The following is a 20,016-nucleotide window of genomic DNA, read 5'->3' on the forward strand; positions in this document are numbered from 1 at the left end:
CTTTCCTCTTCGTTTTGTCTATGCAGATTTATTATCCTGGAAAAGGTGTTACTTCCGAAAAAAAAGAGCCAACGGTTATTCATTGTACCGTTGACTCCGGGATTAAGAAAAAGAAAAATCACTTAATTATTTCCCTAGCCCGATAGAAAGACCTACCTGTATCACACTGTTTTTAAAATCAGGGTCAATACCGGATGAAGGTTCAAAATCTCCTACCTTGGACAGCCCTACCAGGTAACGGGCGCCGACACCCAAGCCACCTTTTGTTTGAAAACCCAATCCCGCACCGGCAGACAGGTCAAGGTCTTTGGCGAAATTACCGATGGTTTCATCGCTTACATTTTCACCTAACTTAAAACCAACCTGCGGGCCGGCTTCCACGTAAAAGCCAACCGGCGATCTCAGTTTCAACATAACGGGTACGGTGAGATAAGTCAGCTTCCAATCATAGCTTCTGCTTACGCTATCAATACGGGCACCCTGCGTTGAGATCAATGCTTCCGGTTGTAGAGATAATGCCCCAAACGAAAAGTTTAAAAAGCCACCACCGTGAAAACCAACGATTGCTTTTTTCTTTACTACATCAAAATCTCCGCCGCTGAAGTTGGAAATATTAGCTCCGGCTTTAATGCCTGCCGTCACACTTTGCGCATACGTAGCAGTACCAGCCAAAAGGAATAAGAACAAAATTGTTTTTTTCATAAAATGGGTCATTTAATCATTAATTCTTTTTTAATAGTAGTAACTGTCATTAACTCCCAAATAAAGTGCCAACGGATTTATCCGGATATTTGCCGCATGAAGCAAATCATGTTGTTTGGAGCAGGAAAATCTGCAACAGTACTAATCGATTATTTATTGGCCAATGCAAAAAAAGAAAAATGGCATGTAACAGTAGCCGATGCCAACCTGCAACTGGCTATCGACAAAATTAACGACTCTCCCTTTGGTACACCTGTTTCGTTTGATATAATGGACGGGGAACAGCGACGAAATAAGATCGCTGCCGCTGATATTGTTATCTCTATGCTGCCACCCGTACTGCATAGCGAAGTTGCACAAGACTGTGTTCATTTTTCCAAACACCTGCTTACTGCATCATATGTTGACGAACATATTCAACGAATGAAAACTGCAATAGCGGACAAGCAATTGATTTTTTTGTGCGAGATGGGACTTGATCCGGGCATCGATCATATGAGTGCCATGAAAATTATTGATGAAATTCATGCAAAGGGTGGAAAAATCATTTCGTTCAAATCGCATTGCGGTGGATTGGTAGCACCCGAAAGTGATGACAACCCCTGGCATTATAAAATAAGCTGGAATCCCCGCAATATCGTCATGGCAGGAAAAGCCGGTGCGGTTTACAAACAGGATAATGAAGTGTGTAAAGTGCCTTATGAGAAACTTTTTGACAATGATGAAATGGTAACGGTTCCGGGTTTGGGTGATTTTGCTTTTTACCCCAACCGGGATTCACTTTCGTATATCCCGGTTTACTGTTTGAATGAAGCTGCCACCTTTATCCGGACAACATTGCGGCATCCTGCTTTTTGCAAGGCCTGGAATTACGTAGTGAAGGCAGCATTGACAGATGAAGAGAAGTCAGCCGTATTAACCAATGAAAAGAACATCAGTTTTAAAAATTGGCTCGACAAAACCATAGCATTGCGAACTGATGCAACCGGCTTTGATGATTTTTTGAACCGGTATGTACCTGCAAAGGAGGAAGCATTGATCAAAAAAATGTTTGCGTTTATTGGATTGCTAAGTGACGACAGGGTTCCTTCCAATCTTTCCAGCGCTGCCGATGTAATGCAATATGTTTTGGAGAACAATCTCGCCCTGCAACCTCATGACAGCGATATGATCGTAATGCTTCATGAATTTGTTTATGAAATAAATGGTGTACAGTCGTCAACAAAAAGCTCACTGGTAGTGAAAGGCGAAAACAGTTTGCATACCGCCATGGCCAAAACAGTGGGACTACCACTGGGTATTGCAGCTAAACTGATATTGAATGGAACTATAAAAACGCCGGGCCTGCACATTCCAACAATAAAAGAAATTTACGAACCCGTGTTGAAAGAACTGCAGCTGGCAAATATAAAATTTGACGAACAATACGCTTAGATCAATTGCTTTAGTAGCGACTGCAACTCTTTTATACCCTCTGTAGCCGGCTTTTCGATAACAGTCAGATTTTTAAAATGATTGGTGTCCGGAACTCTTTTATCAATAATAAATTTTGGAGTAAAAGCAGGTACATAGTTAACCAGGCCTGCTGCCGGGTAAACAACCAATGAAGTGCCAGCCACCACAAAGATGTCGGCACTGTTTGCCACTGGTATTGCCTCTTCTATCATGGGTACCGGTTCTTCGAACCAAACGATATTAGGTCGAAGCTGGGCACCGTCTTCCGCCTTGTCACCTAATTTCATATCGGTGCGGATATCATAGATGAGACCGTGATCCCGCTCGCTTCTCATTTTAAATATTTCGCCGTGCAAATGCATCACCTTAGTAGAACCTCCCCTCTCGTGCAAGTCATCAATATTTTGCGTAATGATTGTCACGTCAAAATCCTTTTCCAATGCGGCTAGACCAATATGTGCCGCATTAGGGTTTGCTGCTGCCACGTCCCTGCGACGCATATTATAAAAGTCAAGGACTAACTGCGGATTTTTTCTCCATGCTCCTGGAGTAGCCACTTCCGTGACATCATAGCCTTCCCAAAGTCCGTCGCTGTCACGAAATGTTTTCAAACCACTTTCAGCACTGATGCCGGCACCGGTAAGAACAACTAATTTCTTTTTTGTCATGAATCAAAATTAGTGACAAAAATTGGAGACATGAGTTGCCACATGTCTCCAATTTAAAAATCAAAGCGATCAATTCTTGGCAAGAGAAACTGCCGACTGCACCAATTGTACAAACTCTGATCGATAACCATTTATATCACTTCCTTTTGCACTTTTAGCTAAAGCAATTACCTGTTGGTAGTTTGATTGTTGCCTGAAAGCTGAATTTCTCAGCAACAACCCGAATTCAGCCACCGCCGCAGCAAATCTAAAATTGTCGGAAGTATTGTTCAAGTTAATATGGTTGTCTATTACTGTACTTGAAATTAACTTACTTATATCTCCATTTGGTTGTTTATAACGAAGTTTAATGGTCATGACCTCATTGCTATTACCGGTTATTCTTTTTTCATTGCTTTGATATTTTAGCGAATCAATCGATTTTGTAAAATCATCTCTTATCCCCGCTGGTATCACTTCATAAAGAGCGGTAACAGTATGTCCCGAGCCTAATTCACCGGCGTCTTTTGTGTCGTCATTAAAGTCTTCATCAGCTAATATCCTGTTTTCATAGCCTATCAGCCGGTAAGCCTGTATATTGACCGGGTTGAACTCGATCTGGATCTTCACATCATTTGCGATGGTGAATAATGTGCTTCCGAATTCATTTACCAGCACCTTTCTCGCTTCATTTATATTATCGATATAAGAGTGATTGCCATTCCCTTTATCCGCCAATTGCTGCATTTTGCTGTCTTTGTAGTTTCCCATTCCATAACCCAATACAGAAAGGAAGACTCCGGATTTTCTTTCCGTTTCTATCAATCTAACCATTTCATCATCGCTGCTTACCCCTACATTGAAGTCACCATCTGTTGCAAGTATGACGCGGTTGTTACCTTCTTTCAAAAAGTTTTCACGGGCTACTTTATAGGCCAGCTTTATCCCTTCACCACCGGCAGTTGATCCACCGGCTTCCAGGTTATTAATAGCTTCTTTTATTTTCACCTTATTAGTGCCGCTGGTAGACGGCAACACTAACCCAGCACTGCCGGCATATACTACAATTGCCACCTTATCTTTTTCACGCAGCTGGTCGGTTAGCATGTTCATGGACGCCTGTACTAGTGGCAGCTTATTTGGTTCATCCATTGATCCGGATACATCAATTAAAAACACGATGTTGGCAGGCGGTAGATTCTCAACAGGAATTTCTTTTCCCTGTAAGCCGATATGTATCAAACGGTGCTTTTGATTCCACGGGCAATCTGACATTTCCGTATTTACAGTGAAGGGTTCATCGCTCATCGGCTTGGGATAGGTGTACTCAAAATAATTAATCATTTCCTCTATCCTTACTGCACCTGCAGGGGGAATGGAGCCATTTTGTAAATATCGGCGTACGTTGCTGTAAGCTGCTTCATCCACATCAATGGAAAAAGTAGAAAGCGGATTTTGTGTAGCGGCAAAAAACTTATTTTCAACGATATTGTCATATTCTTCGGAATTAAAATGTTCTTTCTCTTCTTCAATTTTCATAAAAGCGACTCCTTCGTCAGCTAAGCCATCCTGTCTGGCCTCAGATATTTCTCTGTCTTTTACAATCATTGGAGGTGCAAGTTTTGCGGCCTCATTTTTTTGAAATGGCTTACCGCCTGTCGGAGGTTCCTGGAGATGACCTGTTGTCACACTCTTTATTGTCACCTTCTCTACTTGGTCTGCTTTTTCTTTTGAAGAATTTGTATTTGCCCGTTCATTACAGGCAATAAAGATCAGTAGCAGCAATGCTGCCAATACAGTAAGTAATATTTTCATGGCAAAAAGTGTTGTGTTGTAATTAAGAGATGCTTTGTCTTTGTTTTTGCATAAAAGAGTAAACCTTTATTTCACTTTCGTGAATTGCAAAACAACGCTGTCAGCGGAGTGTAACTCAAGGTTATTGTTATTTGGAAAGAAAACTGTAAACAGCTCGCCGGTTGTATCTGCAGGATGTTCTTTCCAGGTAAGCTGATTGTTTTTATTCCATTCATAGCGGGAACTATTTGTAGTCAATGAGTCTCCCACTGAAAGTGTAATAGTGCCGTCTTTTTTAAATTCATAATTGTATTTCTTTAGATCCGGTTCAATAATCCCAATGATGCCCAGCATGGAATTATTCGCGGAATCTTTCAAGGCATATAACGAATCTAATTTCCATTTGCCAATGATCTTTTCCTGGTCGACCGTATTGCTGGTTACAGGTTTATTTTCCTTTTGCAACAAGTAATAGGTTACTGCTCCGGCTACTGCTATCAGCAGCCCGATAAATACTTTTTTCATATGTGCTATTTTTAATGGTTGTTGAAGAAGAGTCAATAAAAGCTACTGCCGATATTCAACGGCCTGTCCTGAACATCGAACCTTTAAGAGGTCTGCAATAATTTTTATGGCTTAGTTCATATGGTATTGAGGTGAGACTTCAACCATTGATTCCACAATTAATAAAAAAGTAACCCTTGCTTATAAAAAATATTTAGCTGCTGATTGCTCTTAACTTTTATTATTAAAAAAGGTTTGCCCTGTTCGAACAAACCTTTTCCCAAGCCTTTTATTTATAAAGTCAGCAACTCATTTTTCTCCGGCCATCTCCATCACTATTTTCCATTCTTCTTCAGTAACTGGTTGAACGGATAACCGTCCCAGTCTTACCAAAGCCATATTCGCTAATCGCTTGTCGGCTTTTACCTGCGCCAGTGTTACCGGCTTTTTTAATTTTTTATGAGGTTTCAGATCCACGGCTGACCAATCGTCTTTTGTTGTGGGATCCTGGTATGCCTCTTTTGCCACTTTAGCAATCCCAACAATCTCGGTCCCTTCATTGCTGTGATAGAACAAAACCTCATCGCCTTTCTTCATAGCTCTCAGGTGAAGTCTTGCAGCATAATTACGAACGCCATCCCAAACAGTTTGCTTGTCTTTTACCAGTTGATCCCAACTGTAGGTAGAAGGTTCTGATTTTGCGAGCCAGTATGCCATACGTTTAAATGTTGTATTTAGATTTCAAAAATAATCCGAAGTGAATAAATAAAGAATGGATTTTTAAAAACCAATCTTTTATCCTTTCCCGTATTTGTATGCGATGGGCTGCACAGCCTGATTAATCAAAACCTAAAAGCAACAATTTTATGAAATCAATTAAAGCAATCGGTTTTGCTCTGCTAGCGGCAACACTGATGAATGTATCGTATGCACAAAAAGAAAAAACGGTAAAAGTTGGTGGAGCCGCGATGTATCCCTCCAAAAACATTGTTGAAAATGCGATGAACTCTAATGACCACACTACACTGGTAGCTGCTGTAAAAGCAGCGGGGCTGGTTGAAACGTTGCAGGAAGCCGGACCTTTTACTGTCTTCGCTCCTACCAATGCAGCTTTTGATATGCTGCCTGCAGGCACGGTAGAATCATTGGTGAAACCGGAGAATAAAGAAAAACTTACGGGCATCCTCACCTACCATGTTGTAGCCGGGAAACTGGATTCAAATGAAATGGAAAAATGGATGAAAAAAGGAAATGGTACTGCTGAACTGACTACTGTTGCCGGCGGCAAATTATGGGTGATGAAAAAAGATGGTAAATGGTGGGTGAAAGATGAAAAAGGCGGAATGGCCACTATCACAATCCCAAACGTTTATCAGAGTAACGGTGTGATCCATGTTGTAGATCATGTTTTGATGCCGTAGGAAAAGCAGAACCACGATTTACCAGATTTGAATGGATTAATGGGGGAAAAAATGGTTCATGTCGCCTAAAAACGTAAAGAAGGAGCAGCGATACCTGCTCCTTCTTCCTTATAATCTTTTTTAAGTCCCAGGAATTGTGGTTCTATTCACCAACCATTGGCCAGCACATCCGCCAGGTGAAGCGTTTTTAGATTGTAACCTTTTTGCTTTATGTAACCATGAAGATGCATCAGGCAGGAATGGTCGGTTGAAATAAGGTACTGAGCTCCGGTAGCCAACGCATTTTCTACTTTCTGTTCTCCCATACCGATCGATATGGCTTCAAACTTGACGGCAAAGGTTCCGCCAAAACCACAGCATGTCTCCACGTCATTCATCTCCTCTATTTCCAGGCCCTTTACATGCGACAAAAGTTTACGTGGTTCTGTCTTGATTTTACACTCCCTCAATCCCGCACAGCTATCATGATAGGTGGCTTTACCATTCAGTTCAGCGCCTACGTTTTCAATTTGCAGCACGTTGATCATAAATTCTGAAAATTCGTGAATGCGGTTGCCGATATTTTTTACATCGTTGTGCTGCGACGAATTATCAAAAAGTTTTCCATAGTAATTACGAACAAACCCGACACAACTTGCACTGGGTGCTACGATATAATCGCTGCCCTCAAAGTCTTTCAGGAATTTTGTACATACTGATTTTGATTCATCCCAAAAGCCAGCGTTAAAAGCCGGTTGACCGCAGCAGGTTTGGTCAGTATTATAAGAAACCGTACAGCCAGCTTTTTCCAACACTTTTATCATGTTAAATGCAGTATCAGGATAAAGCTGGTCTACAAAGCAGGGTATAAAAAGTTGAACGTTCATGCCTGGTTTACTTAAAGTAACAACTACTTTTTAAAGGAACGGGATAAGGAGATCATCTTAAGAGCTGTAATAGCCGCTTCACTTCCTTTGTGTCCATGCTTTCCGCCTATTCTTTCCCGGGCCTGCTCATCATTATTCACAGTCAGTACACCAAATATAACCGGAACAGGCAGGCTTAGATTTAATTGGGTTATCCCCTCCGTTACGGCCTGGCATACATATTCAAAATGTGGCGTATCACCACGAATCACGCAGCCAAGGGCGATAAAAGCATGCGGCAATTTTTTTTTCACCGTGTTATCCCAATAATTTTTAATGGCAAAAGGAATTTCAACAGCACCGGGCACAGTGATCGAAACTATTTTTTTGACTTTATGATTTTCTAGTTCTGCGATCGCTCTCCGTTCCAGTTCATCTGCAATAGCGGCGTTCCATTCTGTTTTCACCAAAACAACACAGGCATCCTCAATGTCAAGGATGCCTGTATCAATCTGTAAAAGTTTGCTGTTTGCTATATCAGCCATAAAATTAATTCACGTTGTAAACACCTAATTGTGCCAGGTAATTGTCTGCATCAAAACCTTGCTGTGTTCTTGGATATTTTTCTTTTAATTCTTTGTATAATGCAATTGCTTCTTTTTGATTTTTCATCACCCGGTCAGCGAGGTAAGCTGCCAGGAATAAAGCTTCTGCAGAGTTTGCCTGGTCCTCTTCAAAATGATGTGCCGCTTTTTTATAGTAATCCAATGCATCATCATTTTTACCAAGGTCAGCTGACGCATCACCTAATAACTTATAAGCTCTTTGCTGTATTTGCTTTGCATCGCTGCTGAACTCTTTCAAATGTTTGATGGCATTGGTATTGTCGTCTATTTTAATATAGCAGCTACCCGCATAGAAATGAGCCAGGTTAGCTGCCCCGGTACCGCTGTACTTGCTGATGATCTTAAGAAAGCCCATTGATTGGCCATCTCCATTTAACGCTGCATTGACTGAATCTTTGCGGTAATAATCTTCCGCTTTAAATAATGCGTCAGCTGCTTTTTCTTCTTTAGGTTTTTGTACCAGGTTCTTATAGCCCCAATAGCCACCTACCAGTAAAACCAGTACCGTACCAACAATAAGGATAGGTTTACTATTTCTTGTCCAAAAATCTTTCGCTTTGGCAAGTGCTACGTCTCCAGATTCAACACCCTGCACATTTTTCTGTTCTGACATTTTATGTTGCTTGTTTTATTTTGTATTTTATAATATGGCAATAAGTGAATGATTGGCTAATTTGATTCGCCAGTTATTTTTTGTGGCTTATTGGATTAGTCAATTATAAATGGATAATTCTGGTCCACGTACACGTCTTTTAATACTTCGTCATCATTTGGCCACGGACTTTCTTCCGCAAATTTTACCGATGCTGTTACTGTTTCATCAATTCTTTTATCAATTACATTCAGGCTCTCTTCAGTAGCAAATTTATTGTCGAGGATAGTTTTGCGGACTATCTGTATCGGGTCTTTTAATTTATACTCGTCTACTTCTTCTTTTGTACGGTATTTCTGCGGATCACTGATAGAATGTCCTTTGTAGCGATAAGTTTTTATTTCCAACAGTGTAGGGCCACCTTTTTCTCTCGCTCTTTTTACTGCCCTGGCCACACCTTCATGTACAGCTTCGGGTTGCATACCGTCGATAACATCAGCGGGCATTTCATAGCCATCTGCCAATTTATAGATATCGACTACATTGGAAGTACGCTCCACCGATGTACCCATTGCGTAGTTATTATTCTCGCAAATAAATATGACCGGTAATTTCCACAACATGGCCAGGTTAAATGATTCGTGCAGGATACCCTGGCGGGCTGCACCATCACCAAAAAAGCAAAGCACCACATTGTCCGTATCACGATATCGCTCCGCGAAAGCAAGGCCGGTACCCGTACCAATTTGAGCACCTACGATACCATGTCCGCCATAAAAGTTTTCTTTTTTCCCAAAAAAGTGCATGCTGCCGCCCTTACCTTTCGCACAGCCGGTAGCTTTACCATACAACTCGGCCATACAGCTATCCACACTAATGCCTTTGGCAATACCCAATCCGTGATCACGATATGCTGTAATAAAAAGATCTTCAGGTTTTGTAGCAGTCATACATCCGGCAGCAATCGCTTCCTGACCGATATAGGCATGAAAAAAACCACGGATCTTACCTTCCATTTTGTACTTTTCTTCTGCCATTAATTCAAACTGGCGGATCAACTGCATTAACTCGTACCAGTACAGGTATGTCTCTTTAGAAAATTTGGTAGCCAAGGGTTAAAAATTTGAGGGGCAAAAATAAGGGAAAGTTGCAAAGTTTTGAAGTTCCGTGTTTTAAAGTTTTTGGCCCCTATCTGCCTGAAAATAACTCCTTTTAGACTTTAGCTGAACTCAAAACTTAGAACTTATATTGCAGTTTAATGCTTCAGCTTCATTCCATATCGTTGTTCCAGTTCAAAAACTACACGAACCAGGCATTTGATTTCAGCCACCGGATAGTCGGTATTTGCGGTAATAACGGAGTAGGTAAAACCAACCTGTTGGACGCCATTCACTATCTCTGTTTTACCAAAAGCTACTTCACACGGGCCGATGCCAGCAGCACTCAACAAGGCAGGACTGGCTTTAGAATCGAGGGAAATTTTTCCTTGCAGGATAAACCGGAAAAAGCGGTTTGCATTTTACGGGAAACGGGCAAAAAAGAATTCCTGGTAAATGACCAATCTTATGATAAATTTTCACAACATATAGGCCGTTACCCCTGCGTGGTGATCGCACCCGACGATGCCACACTGATAACCGGTAGCAGTGAGGAAAGGCGAAAGTTTCTTGACTCCATGCTTTCACAACTGGATGAGACTTACCTGCAGAACCTTATCACCTATACTAAAGTATTGCAACAAAGAAATTCATTATTGAAAGCTTTTGCTGAATCGGGTAACCGGAATTGGGCACTGCTGGATGTACTGGATCAACAGTTAATTAAGCCCGGCGAACATATTTTTAATAAGCGAAAAGATTTTTTGATCTCCTTTTTGCCAGCTGTAAAACATTTGTATCTCGACATAGCCCGCCAGCAGGAAGATATCAGTTTGTTTTACGAAAGTGAATTGCTGGAAGCTGGTTTTGAAGAACTATTAACGACCACCCGTCAAAAGGACTGTTTTGCGCAGCGGACCACCACGGGAATTCACCGCGATAATATTGAAATAAACCTGGGAGCCCAACCATTTCGCACAATTGCCTCACAGGGCCAGCGAAAAAGTCTTTTGTTTGCGCTAAAGCTGGCCGAAATGGAAGTGCTGCAAAAGGAAAAGGGCTTCCCTCCCCTGTTGTTGCTGGATGATGTTTTTGAAAAACTAGATGAGGACCGCATTGGCAACCTGTTGCAAAGAGTGTGTACCGAAAATGAAGGGCAGGTTTTTATTACAGATACGAATGAGGAGAGGTTGCGGGAACATTTAAAAAGCATAACGCCTGATTTTCAAATGATAGTTCTTTAGTGATAGCGTAACGAAATTCTTATTCGTCGCTTGTCAAACAAGCTCAAACTTTAAACCTTAAACCTTTTACCTTTGCCACATGGGGCAATATTCACTCGGTTCTGCCATTCAGCAATTCTTAAATCAAAGCCGGATAAAAGGTGATATCCAGGCTATGCAGATCGAAGACGTATGGGAGAAGATTATGGGAAAAACAATTGCCCGGTATACCGATAAGCTCCAGATTTTTGGCGATAAACTTATCATCACTACGCAGGTGGCCCCCTTAAAACAGGAACTCATTTACCAGAAAGAAAAAATCATTCTACGGGTAAATGAGGCCCTGGGACAAAAAGTAATAAAAGAAGTTGTGATTCAGTAAGAATAACTCAGCGTAATTTTTTTATCGCCATTGTCAAAAATGGCGTTTCGGTGACTCACAGCTTCCTGCAAAACATCTTCTAAAGAAACGACACCCAAAAAATTCAGGTTTTTAAATACAGGTACGTAGCGTACATTATACCGGCTCATCAACATCATTACATCTTCAACAGTATCCTCAGCATCGGCTACAGGCCAACGTGTGTTCATTAGCTGATTTACTTTGGTCAGTGTGATAGACCGGTTGTTAAAAATAGTTTTTGTCGCAATATCATGTTCCGTCAACAGGCCTAAAAATCGTTCATCTTCATCCATCACAATCAGGTAGTCGGTGTTCTGACAACTCATTCTGCACAATGCGTCACTAATGGTGCAGTTCGGAGAGATCTTGTTAAAGTGGGATTGCTTCTTGGCGAGAAGTACAGTTACGTTTTCCATACAATGAAGGTTTATTGGGTTAAACAATAGGTTCAATTCACGGGTATGTCTCACGTCGGAATGAGCAAGTTACGACATTCTAAAGCCTTAAATTCGAGGGGAACTATTTTTTTTGCTGCTGTAAATACTCCGCCTTTGCTCAGCAAAAAATAAGCCATGGCCGTATTTAGAATAAAATTTTTTTAATCTTTCGGGAGGGGTTGACTTTCAATCTTTTTGTTGTACCGGTAACGATGTTACAACAATATTTATCACACCAAAATTTTTCTATCGCTCATATCCTCCGCAGGTGTTGAAAACAGGCCAATAGCAACCGAAAAAGTGCCCGTCATGCTTTTGAGCCTGCATCAATTCCAAACACCGGGATGTGAAGAATGAGTAGCGCTAGTATAATCTGTCAACAATTTTAATAGGCGGTAAATGTCCAGCTTTTCTCAAACTGGTCAGTTGAATCGAGCACATTGATTCCTTCTTTTTCAATTAGCTGCTGGGTGCTGTTGACGCTGTCTGCAATGCCACACCAGGGCTCTATGCAAATAAAGTCGGCGCCTTTCGCCGCCCATATGCCGAGGTAGGGAAAACCGGTAAAATCAAAATCAAAAATTTCACCATATTGACCTGATACAAGTTTCACACTCGTCGATCTCAGCTTTTTAAAAACGATTGCATCGGTATAAAATAACTCTTTTGCGAGCGGCAATCGGTTGGTGTCCGTCATCAATGGTATTGGTTGCTCTTTTATTAAACCTTCAGCTGAAATTGGCCAACGGCCTGCATTCTCTTTTTTATTAAACTCCAGCCAATAATCGGTATAAGTAGTACCAGCTAATACCGGCAGCTTAAACGCAGGATGTCCGCCTACGGAGAAATATAACTTTTGATTGATGTCGCCTTTATTCACAACGCGATAAATCACCTTTAACTGGTTGTCTTTTATGGAATAAATAATATCAAACTTAAACTGGAAAGGATATTTTTCTAGCGTAACATTGTTCCGGATTAAGGTGAAAGTGATAGCAGATGCATTTTGATTAGTCAATTCAAACTCCATGTCTCTTGCAAAACCATGACGGCTCAACTGGTAAGCCTTGTTTTCGAAATAATACGTATCGTTTTTTAATGAACCGATAATCGGGAATAATACCGGAGACTTTTTACCCCAGAAAGCAGGGTCGCCACTCCACATGTATTCGATATTTTTTTTCTTATTGTAAATGCTGTTGAGCTCCGCCCCCTTTGCGTTGATCTCTATTTTAAGATATTCGTTTTCCAATGTGAACATAGACAGATACTTTTATTTTGAAATAGCCAATCGTCAAAGCCAAAGTACGGGATGAATCAAACACGATAATTTTCTATAGCCTGAGCAATCCATATTTATACAAATTACTCACCGGTTTATTATCCCAAAATAATTCAAAATCCTCTAATCCTGCTGCCTCATAACTTTCTTTTAAGTCCTGCACTGTAAGCATCTTTGCATTGTGAATGGAGAGTTTTGGTAATGCCGACGCCAGCCATTCGCCCTGCGCCTTGTTTACTTTTATCTCTTGTGTTTCTTTTTTGGTGATAAAAGAAAGGCTCGCCATCTCTCTCGTATTTCCTTTTTTTGATTGTGTGAAATAGTCAATTCCCGCCTCCTTCCCCAGCCATAGCACTTTGGTCGTAGGTTTGGAAGAACTACTGTCATATTCATTCAGCGCATTGGCGATATAGTTTGGATCAATAGTAGTTTTGGGCACTTTGAAATCAAACCAATGTTGCAACGGATCATTCAGGTGAGTGCCGTGCATATAGTTTAATAATGATTTAGCCAATCCATATCCGAATGCCGGGTGGTCGGTCCCTGTGTGGTCAATATGTTCAATATCATTGTTTGCAAAACTTCCCATCGCTTCTGTCACTTTGCTCACACTATATTTTGCCGGGTCCATTCCCACGGGGCTATGTGCCGTCATAGTAAACTGGTGCCAGAAGGCAGATTGTAATATTCCCAGTTTAAACATTTGTCTCACCATCTCCAATGAGTCAATGGTCTCTTGTGCTGTTTGCGTGGGAAAACCATACATGAGATAGGCATGCACCATAATGCCGGCATCGGTGAAGTGTTTATTTACTCTTGCTACCTGTGATACCGTAATTCCCTTTTGTATCAAAGCCAATAACCTGTCAGAAGCAACTTCCAGGCCGCCGGAAACAGCAATACATCCGGAGGCTTTTAGCAGTAAGCAAAGATCACGGGTAAAACTTTTTTCGAACCGGACATTTGTCCACCAGCTAACGGTCAGATTTCTTTTCAATATCTCTAATGCCAGTGCCCGCATCATGGCTGGTGGTGCTGCTTCGTCTACGAAATGAAACCCGTTTTGCCCCGTTGTTGCCATTATCTCCTCCATCCGGTCACAAAGTATGGAGGCAGCAATGGGTTCATACACTTTTATATAGTCCAATGAAATATCACAGAAAGTACATTTGCCCCAATAACATCCATGCGCCATGGTGAGTTTATTCCACCGGCCATCGCTCCACAAGCGATGCATGGGATTAACCACTTCAATGGCTGAAATATATTTATCCAGTAAAAGATCAGTATAATCAGGTGTTCCTACATCAGCTTGTTTATAGTCCCTGCAAAGACTGTTATTCAGATAGGTAACCTGGCCGTCGATCAATGCGAAACTTCGTTTTAATGCTGAGACTGTTGCTTTCCCCTCTACATGTTCAACCAGTTTTTCTATCGGTGCTTCTCCGTCGTCAAGCGTAATAAAATCATAAAATTCAAATACCCGGGGATCAGAGACAGAGCGTAATTCAGTATTGGCAAAACCTCCGCCCATCACCACTTTTGCAGCGGGATAGTTTTGTTTTATCCATTGCCCACAGCGCAGCGATGTATAAAGATTACCGGGAAAAGGAACGGAAATAGCAACGAGTTTAGGCTTTGTTGATTCAAGATGTTTTTTCAAAATATCAATCAATATCGCATCAACATACGTAAAGGGTCGTTGCAAACTTTCATATAGTTCATCGAAACTATTGGCCGAACGGCCTAATCGCTCTGCATAACGGCTAAATCCGAAATGATCATCCACGCATTCCTTGATAAGATCCGACAGGTCTTCGAGGTACATGGTGGCAAGATGTTTTGCTTTGTCCTGTATGCCCATTGATCCGAAGGCCCAATCCAGGTCATCGATCTGTGCGAAGCGGGACGCTTCCGGTAAAAAATCCCGTTTGCAAATTAAATGGGCCAATGTAGGGTTGTGTCCCTGCAAAAAAAGAATAACATCATCGATGCTTCGGATATAGTCGTCTTTTAATGCGATGATGCGCCTGGCGTTTGCAGAAACCTCCTTCAAATCTTTCGGAGAACCAGTTGAAGAATCTTCTTTTTCAATATGCGCAAATAAATCCGTTAGTCCCCGTTTTGAAAATATGGCCAGCGTGACTTCAATGCCCAGGTCAGCCTGGAAAGAAGAAATGTTTTTGGTATTCAAAAACCCTTTGAGATAAGCCGTAGCGGGGTACGGTGTATTCAATTGGGTAAATGGAGGTGTAAATAAAAAAACAGTTGCACTCAAGCCTGGTTAATTAAAGAGCAAAACTACGGCTTCATTCCTTGCAGGAAAAACTTAGTCTGTCACCCGCACGACCAAGGAATGACAGTTGTTGATGTATCACCAATGACTATTAGGGCAATAAAATTTTTTAAACTTCTTCTTTCTTAAGTCGAATAAGTGGTGTTGTTTAGGCTACAACTTAATTAGTCTTAACGAATCTAAGAAGTTGTTTAAAAATGAAAACCAGAACACAGATCCTTCGACAAGTTCAGGACAGGGATTTGAAAGATTTACACGGATTTTATCTGTGTAAATCTGTTTCATCAGTGCCGATCCGTGTTCCCGTTCTAAAACAGTCTTTAAAATTAATAGGGCAATAAGATGTAATGAAGCCCGAAATGCTCCGGGCTTTTTTATTTCATGCTTCAGCGAAACTTATTTTCCTGCTACCAATTCTTTCTGTAATGTTTCCAGCTCTTCCCATTTCTCAGCTGCAGCCAATTTAGCTTGTTTGGGCCAGCTGCTGGGATCGTGCATTTGAAATTTGCTGCCGGCAGCTTCTAAAATACCTTTCAACTTTTTTGCAGAGGCTTTCGAAAGATCTTTAAAAGTGATAATTTTTTCAGCCTGCAATAGGTCGGCGATCTTTTTACCAATGCCTTCTATTTTGGTAAGATCATCAGCGGTAACTATCTTTTCAGTTTTCGCTGATGCTTTTTTTACTTTTGGAGCCTTCTCAACTTTAACTGCTTTTTTTTCTTCTTCCACAGGAACAGAGATCACGCAGTTTTCAACATGATAACCATTGACAGGCACATAATCATCGGCACGGTGATCATTTACCCAGCGTCCATCGCTCAATAAATAACGGTACTGGTAGGTCCTTCCTTCTTCCAGTGTGGTCGTGGCTTTCATGGAGCCATCTTTTTGTTTCTTTAGTATAATACCATCGTCAGAATTCCAATTATTAAATTCGCCTAGTAGTAATGCACTGGTGGCGTCACCGACTGTTTCGGCGGATAGTGTAAACGTTACTTTCTTTCCCATAACTCAAATCTTATTATTTGTTGCAAAATTAGCAGGAATGCGGTTTTAATGGCCTGCAGATATATTAAAAAAACTTATGTTATCGCAATTTAATACCATGCCAGTTCAAAGGTAACCCGCTACTGGCATGTCGCTTTTCCACAGAATGTGTACAAAAAATCAGCAACCAAAATAAAATCTTACAAGTTTCGGTTAAATATCCATCACTTTTGGCTGCATTTTTCATCTAAATTTACCGATCTCATTAGAAGCCAACATAATTATGAAAAGTTACTTATTGATTGCTTTCACAGCCTTTACCTGCCTCGCAGTTTCCTGTTCCAAAAAAAGAAGTGGTAAACCCCGGGTGCTGGTGTTTTCAAAAACAGCCGGTTTTGTTCATAGCTCCATTCCCACCGGGGTTGCCGCCATTCAAAAATTGGGTGCTGAAAACGGCTTTGACGTGGACACTACCCAAAATGCAGACTATTTCAACGAGGATTCATTAAAAAAATATGCCGCCGTAATTTTTCTAAGCACTACCGGCAATGTGTTGAACAGCCGTCAAGAAATCGCTTTTGAACGATATATCCAGGCAGGTGGTGGTTATGTCGGTATCCATGCCGCCACCGATACTGAATATGATTGGGGCTGGTATGGCAGATTGGTGGGTGGTTATTTCCTCAGCCATCCAAAACCACAGCAAGCTAAGTTTACCATCAAAGACAAAAGCATTGCTGCTACCAGTTTTTTTACCGATACCATTTGGCAGGTTAAAGATGAACTCTACAATTTCAAAAAATTAAACCCCGAAACAAAGGTCATTCTCACTATTGATGAAACAAGCTATGAAGGCGGTGCCAATGGAACCAATCACCCGATGAGCTGGTATCACAACTATGATGGCGGCCGTGCTTTTTATACCGCCCTTGGTCACCTGGAAGAACTATATGCTGATCCAACTTATTTGAAACATCTGTTGGGTGGCATTCAGTATGCCATAAGTGATAATGAAGAGCTGAATTACAGCAAAGCCAAATCACAGTACCCGCCGGATGACGACCGCTTTACAAAAACTCAATTGTCGCAGGGTGAGTTTTTTGAACCCACAGAAATTACTGTTCTTCCCAACCTGGATGTTTTGATCGTTCAGCGCCGCGGAGAAATTCTGTTGTATAAAAATGAAACAAAGAAAATTCAAAAAGCAGGCTTTCTTAATGTGTATTGGAAAGCTACTGTTCCAAATGTAAATGCAGAAGAAGGATTAATGGGTCTGGCTAAAGATCCCAATTTTGAAAAAAACAATTGGGTGTATATGTACTATAGCCCGATCGACAGTTCGGTCAATCGCTTATCACGGTTTACCCTGAAAAATGATACCATCGATATGGCTTCTGAAAAAACGGTGTTGGAAGTAAAATCACAACGGAATATTTGTTGTCATACCGGCGGCTCCATCGCATTTGGACCTGGCGGATTATTGTATGTTTCAACGGGTGATAACTCCACTCCCTTTGATGAACCCGGTGCAAAATATGTCAACAGTGGATTTGGTCCCATGAATGATATACCCGGCAAACAACAATACGATGCCCGTCGCTCATCGAGCAATACCAATGATCTCAGGGGTAAAATATTGCGGATAAAAATAAATGAAGATGCTACCTATTCTATTCCTGATGGAAACCTGTTTCCTAAAGGAACAGATAAAACAAGACCTGAAATATATGTGATGGGTAACCGCAATCCCTATCGTATTTCAGTGGATCAAAAGAATGGAAATCTTTATTGGGGTGAAGTAGGTCCTGATGCTGCTAATGACAGTTCAGACTCCCGCGGACCAAAAGGCTATGATGAAGTGAACCAGGCCCGCAAAGCCGGCTATTTTGGATGGCCGCTTTTTGTTGGGAATAATTATGCTTATCGTCAATATGACTATGCTACCGGGCAGGCAGGTCCTGCTTATGATCCGCAACACCCGGTTAATAACTCGAAAAATAATACAGGCCTTACTGAGTTACCATCTGCACAACCGGCATTTATCTGGTACCCCTATGGTGCATCTGGTGATTTCCCACAGGTAGGAACGGGTGGCCGTAATGCAATGGCTGGTCCTGTTTATTACACCGACATGTATCCGAAAGAAACAAGACTTCCCGATTATTACAATGGTAAACTTATCATCTACGATTGGATCAGGGGATGGATAAAAGCAGTAACGCTTACGTCCAATGGTGATTTTGATAAGATGGAACCCTTTCTTTCCGATATCAAAGTAAACGCCCTGATCGATATGGAAGTTGGCCCTGATGGTAAACTGTATTTCCTGGAATATGGCAATGGCTGGTTTTCCCAAAATCCTGACGCCGGTTTATTCCGCATCGATTACAACAGCGGCAACAGGGCGCCGAAGATAAAATCTATTGCTGTCGATAAAACATCGGGCAACCTGCCTTTCACGGTGAAGGCAACCGTTGATGCTATCGATCCCGAAAAAGATAAACTATCTTATAACTGGAATTTTGGTGATGGCAAAACAAAACAAACGGAAACACCCGAGGTTAGTTACACGTTTGACACACCGGGTGATTATAAAATCTCTGTTGTGGTAAAAGATAGCAAAGGTGATTCCAGCATTAGTAATATAACGGCCGTCTACGCAGGTAATGAAACCCCAATGGTAAGTATTGATCAAACATCGGGCAACCGCTCCTTTTATTTACCAGGAAAACCTGTTGGTTACACCGTTAATATAAAAGATAATGATACAGCTAAAATCGATAATGCCAACTTATATGTATCGGTTGATTATGTAGAAGGCTTTGACAAAGCAGGTGCAACGATGGGACACCAACAGGGACAAGCATTGCTAAGCGGTAAAAGCCTCACGCAATCACTCGACTGTAAGGGCTGTCACAAAGAAGCGGAGAAGTCGATTGGTCCTTCCTTCATGCAGGTATCGGAGAAATATCAAACGCATCCCGATGCAACGAATTACCTGAGTCAAAAAATTGTAAACGGAAGTAAAGGGGTGTGGGGCGAAACGGCAATGGCATCTCATCCCAATATGTCTAAATCAGATCTTTCAGAAATTGTGAGCTATGTATTATCACTGGCAAAAAAAGAACCGGTGAAAAAATCATTGCCTGCATCCGGGAACATTGTTGCTGCAACCGATAAAAAGCCGGCCAGCACAATGGTAATCTCCGCCAGTTACACCGATAAGGGTGGAAATAATAGTAAAGCATTGACCGGATCTTCGATATTTAGTCTGCCATCGAATAGGGTTGCCTTTAAGCCGGCACAACCGATGAAAAGTTTCACTTCTTTCTATTTCAACAGTACGCTTTATTATATCATCCCGCAACAGGAAGGTTGGTTTGCGTTGGATAGCATCGATCTCACGGATGTAAGTTCATTGTCAGCCATTGTTGGTTGGCAAAACATCACTCCTGCCGACATTGAACTGGAGCTTCATCTTGATGCACCAGATGGTAAATTGCTGGGCAAAGGAAAACTATCGGTTCCGAAAAAAGATAAAAAGGAAGGATTGGTCAACATTTCAATCGATCCAATCAGTGACCAAAAATTTCACACACTCTATTTTGTATATAAACCACAAGCTGGAAAAGCTGTTACTGGTGCTGGTATTTCAGCAGTCAGGTTTAATGCAAAATAATAAGTTTTGAAAAAGAGCCCTGCTGT

Annotated in this window: 18 protein-coding genes; 5 read left to right on the forward strand and 13 right to left on the reverse strand. The window is 41.4% G+C overall.

Annotated elements, in window-relative coordinates; translation table 11 throughout:
* Window positions 1-126: 126 nt before the first annotated feature.
* Window positions 127-702: a porin family protein gene (locus ACFEL9_RS22345; protein ID WP_385894739.1), complete on the reverse strand. Its 576-nt coding sequence runs from the start codon at window positions 700-702 to the stop codon at window positions 127-129.
* Between the two features lie 3 nt (window positions 703-705).
* Here ACFEL9_RS22345 and ACFEL9_RS22350 point away from each other — a divergent pair, with 3 nt between their 5' ends.
* On the forward strand, window positions 706-2,136 hold the full coding sequence (locus ACFEL9_RS22350) for a saccharopine dehydrogenase C-terminal domain-containing protein (protein ID WP_385894740.1): 1,431 nt from the start codon (window positions 706-708) through the stop codon (window positions 2,134-2,136).
* Here ACFEL9_RS22350 and ACFEL9_RS22355 read toward each other — a convergent pair.
* The 4 genes from ACFEL9_RS22355 to ACFEL9_RS22370 form a co-directional block, all read right to left on the reverse strand.
* Window positions 2,133-2,825 (reverse strand): SIR2 family NAD-dependent protein deacylase, encoded by a 693-nt coding sequence (locus ACFEL9_RS22355; protein ID WP_385894742.1) that lies wholly within the window; start codon window positions 2,823-2,825, stop codon window positions 2,133-2,135. The genes ACFEL9_RS22350 and ACFEL9_RS22355 overlap by 4 nt on opposite strands.
* A gap of 69 nt (window positions 2,826-2,894) precedes the next feature.
* Window positions 2,895-4,619 (reverse strand): vWA domain-containing protein, encoded by a 1,725-nt coding sequence (locus tag ACFEL9_RS22360; protein WP_385894743.1) that lies wholly within the window; start codon window positions 4,617-4,619, stop codon window positions 2,895-2,897.
* A 66-nt stretch (window positions 4,620-4,685) separates the two neighbouring features.
* Window positions 4,686-5,123 carry a hypothetical protein gene (locus tag ACFEL9_RS22365; RefSeq protein WP_385894744.1) on the reverse strand — a complete coding sequence of 146 codons (438 nt, stop codon included), beginning with the start codon at window positions 5,121-5,123 and terminating at the stop codon, window positions 4,686-4,688.
* A 288-nt stretch (window positions 5,124-5,411) separates the two neighbouring features.
* Window positions 5,412-5,819, reverse strand: a complete 408-nt coding sequence (locus ACFEL9_RS22370) for an EVE domain-containing protein (protein WP_385894746.1) — start codon at window positions 5,817-5,819, stop codon at window positions 5,412-5,414.
* Between the two features lie 149 nt (window positions 5,820-5,968).
* Here ACFEL9_RS22370 and ACFEL9_RS22375 point away from each other — a divergent pair, with 149 nt between their 5' ends.
* Window positions 5,969-6,523, forward strand: a complete 555-nt coding sequence (locus ACFEL9_RS22375; RefSeq protein ID WP_385894747.1) for a fasciclin domain-containing protein — start codon at window positions 5,969-5,971, stop codon at window positions 6,521-6,523.
* Window positions 6,524-6,669: 146 nt separating this feature from the next.
* Here ACFEL9_RS22375 and ACFEL9_RS22380 read toward each other — a convergent pair whose 3' ends face one another.
* The 4 genes from ACFEL9_RS22380 to pdhA all read right to left on the reverse strand — a co-directional run bounded on the left by ACFEL9_RS22380 (window position 6,670) and on the right by pdhA (window position 9,698).
* Window positions 6,670-7,389, reverse strand: a complete 720-nt coding sequence (locus ACFEL9_RS22380; protein WP_385894749.1) for a (Fe-S)-binding protein — start codon at window positions 7,387-7,389, stop codon at window positions 6,670-6,672.
* A gap of 23 nt (window positions 7,390-7,412) precedes the next feature.
* Window positions 7,413-7,913, reverse strand: coding sequence for a 6,7-dimethyl-8-ribityllumazine synthase (gene ribH, locus ACFEL9_RS22385; RefSeq protein ID WP_385894750.1), 501 nt, complete (start codon window positions 7,911-7,913; stop codon window positions 7,413-7,415).
* 4 nt (window positions 7,914-7,917) lie between these two features.
* The gene (locus ACFEL9_RS22390; RefSeq protein WP_385894752.1) at window positions 7,918-8,607 is read right to left on the reverse strand and encodes a tetratricopeptide repeat protein; all 690 of its coding nucleotides are present in this window, start codon (window positions 8,605-8,607) and stop codon (window positions 7,918-7,920) included.
* Window positions 8,608-8,702: 95 nt separating this feature from the next.
* Entirely contained in the window at window positions 8,703-9,698 is a 996-nt protein-coding gene (gene pdhA / locus ACFEL9_RS22395; protein WP_385894754.1) for a pyruvate dehydrogenase (acetyl-transferring) E1 component subunit alpha, read from the reverse strand.
* A 146-nt stretch (window positions 9,699-9,844) separates the two neighbouring features.
* On the opposite strand from pdhA, the gene recF reads away from it, so the two are divergent.
* Window positions 9,845-10,927 (forward strand): DNA replication/repair protein RecF, encoded by a 1,083-nt coding sequence (gene recF, locus ACFEL9_RS22400; protein ID WP_385894756.1) that lies wholly within the window; start codon window positions 9,845-9,847, stop codon window positions 10,925-10,927.
* A 79-nt stretch (window positions 10,928-11,006) separates the two neighbouring features.
* Complete coding sequence (locus ACFEL9_RS22405; RefSeq protein ID WP_276502096.1) at window positions 11,007-11,288, forward strand: DciA family protein; 282 nt, start codon at window positions 11,007-11,009, stop codon at window positions 11,286-11,288.
* On the opposite strand, the gene ACFEL9_RS22410 is transcribed toward ACFEL9_RS22405, so the two are convergent.
* The 4 genes from ACFEL9_RS22410 to ACFEL9_RS22425 form a co-directional block, all read right to left on the reverse strand.
* The gene (locus ACFEL9_RS22410; RefSeq protein WP_385894758.1) at window positions 11,282-11,725 is read right to left on the reverse strand and encodes a CBS domain-containing protein; all 444 of its coding nucleotides are present in this window, start codon (window positions 11,723-11,725) and stop codon (window positions 11,282-11,284) included. The genes ACFEL9_RS22405 and ACFEL9_RS22410 overlap by 7 nt on opposite strands.
* Window positions 11,726-12,131: 406 nt before the next feature.
* Entirely contained in the window at window positions 12,132-13,007 is an 876-nt protein-coding gene (locus tag ACFEL9_RS22415) for an aldose 1-epimerase family protein (RefSeq protein ID WP_385894759.1), read from the reverse strand.
* Between the two features lie 73 nt (window positions 13,008-13,080).
* Complete coding sequence (locus tag ACFEL9_RS22420; protein ID WP_385894761.1) at window positions 13,081-15,306, reverse strand: B12-binding domain-containing radical SAM protein; 2,226 nt, start codon at window positions 15,304-15,306, stop codon at window positions 13,081-13,083.
* 414 nt (window positions 15,307-15,720) lie between these two features.
* Window positions 15,721-16,332, reverse strand: a complete 612-nt coding sequence (locus ACFEL9_RS22425) for a helix-hairpin-helix domain-containing protein (RefSeq protein ID WP_385894762.1) — start codon at window positions 16,330-16,332, stop codon at window positions 15,721-15,723.
* A gap of 262 nt (window positions 16,333-16,594) precedes the next feature.
* Between ACFEL9_RS22425 and ACFEL9_RS22430 the strand changes: the two genes are divergently transcribed.
* The gene (locus ACFEL9_RS22430; protein WP_385894764.1) at window positions 16,595-19,990 is read left to right on the forward strand and encodes a ThuA domain-containing protein; all 3,396 of its coding nucleotides are present in this window, start codon (window positions 16,595-16,597) and stop codon (window positions 19,988-19,990) included.
* Window positions 19,991-20,016: the final 26 nt, after the last annotated feature.

Source organism: Terrimonas alba (genome assembly GCF_042434975.1).
GTDB classification, from domain to species: Bacteria; Bacteroidota; Bacteroidia; order Chitinophagales; family Chitinophagaceae; genus Terrimonas_B; species Terrimonas_B alba.

What these genes read in the sequence shown, in the direction of transcription:
- ACFEL9_RS22345 (WP_385894739.1), bottom strand. Translation starts at nt 702, where the DNA reads ATGAAAAAAACAATTTTGTTCTTATTCCTTTTGGCTGGTACTGCTACG.
- ACFEL9_RS22350 (WP_385894740.1), top strand. Translation starts at nt 706, where the DNA reads ATGGGTCATTTAATCATTAATTCTTTTTTAATAGTAGTAACTGTCATT.
- ACFEL9_RS22355 (WP_385894742.1), bottom strand. Translation starts at nt 2,825, where the DNA reads ATGACAAAAAAGAAATTAGTTGTTCTTACCGGTGCCGGCATCAGTGCT.
- ACFEL9_RS22360 (WP_385894743.1), bottom strand. Translation starts at nt 4,619, where the DNA reads ATGAAAATATTACTTACTGTATTGGCAGCATTGCTGCTACTGATCTTT.
- ACFEL9_RS22365 (WP_385894744.1), bottom strand. Translation starts at nt 5,123, where the DNA reads ATGAAAAAAGTATTTATCGGGCTGCTGATAGCAGTAGCCGGAGCAGTA.
- ACFEL9_RS22370 (WP_385894746.1), bottom strand. Translation starts at nt 5,819, where the DNA reads ATGGCATACTGGCTCGCAAAATCAGAACCTTCTACCTACAGTTGGGAT.
- ACFEL9_RS22375 (WP_385894747.1), top strand. Translation starts at nt 5,969, where the DNA reads ATGAAATCAATTAAAGCAATCGGTTTTGCTCTGCTAGCGGCAACACTG.
- ACFEL9_RS22380 (WP_385894749.1), bottom strand. Translation starts at nt 7,389, where the DNA reads ATGAACGTTCAACTTTTTATACCCTGCTTTGTAGACCAGCTTTATCCT.
- ribH (WP_385894750.1), bottom strand. Translation starts at nt 7,913, where the DNA reads ATGGCTGATATAGCAAACAGCAAACTTTTACAGATTGATACAGGCATC.
- ACFEL9_RS22390 (WP_385894752.1), bottom strand. Translation starts at nt 8,607, where the DNA reads ATGTCAGAACAGAAAAATGTGCAGGGTGTTGAATCTGGAGACGTAGCA.
- recF (WP_385894756.1), top strand. Translation starts at nt 9,845, where the DNA reads ATGCTTCAGCTTCATTCCATATCGTTGTTCCAGTTCAAAAACTACACG.
- ACFEL9_RS22405 (WP_276502096.1), top strand. Translation starts at nt 11,007, where the DNA reads ATGGGGCAATATTCACTCGGTTCTGCCATTCAGCAATTCTTAAATCAA.
- ACFEL9_RS22410 (WP_385894758.1), bottom strand. Translation starts at nt 11,725, where the DNA reads ATGGAAAACGTAACTGTACTTCTCGCCAAGAAGCAATCCCACTTTAAC.
- ACFEL9_RS22415 (WP_385894759.1), bottom strand. Translation starts at nt 13,007, where the DNA reads ATGTTCACATTGGAAAACGAATATCTTAAAATAGAGATCAACGCAAAG.
- ACFEL9_RS22425 (WP_385894762.1), bottom strand. Translation starts at nt 16,332, where the DNA reads ATGGGAAAGAAAGTAACGTTTACACTATCCGCCGAAACAGTCGGTGAC.
- ACFEL9_RS22430 (WP_385894764.1), top strand. Translation starts at nt 16,595, where the DNA reads ATGAAAAGTTACTTATTGATTGCTTTCACAGCCTTTACCTGCCTCGCA.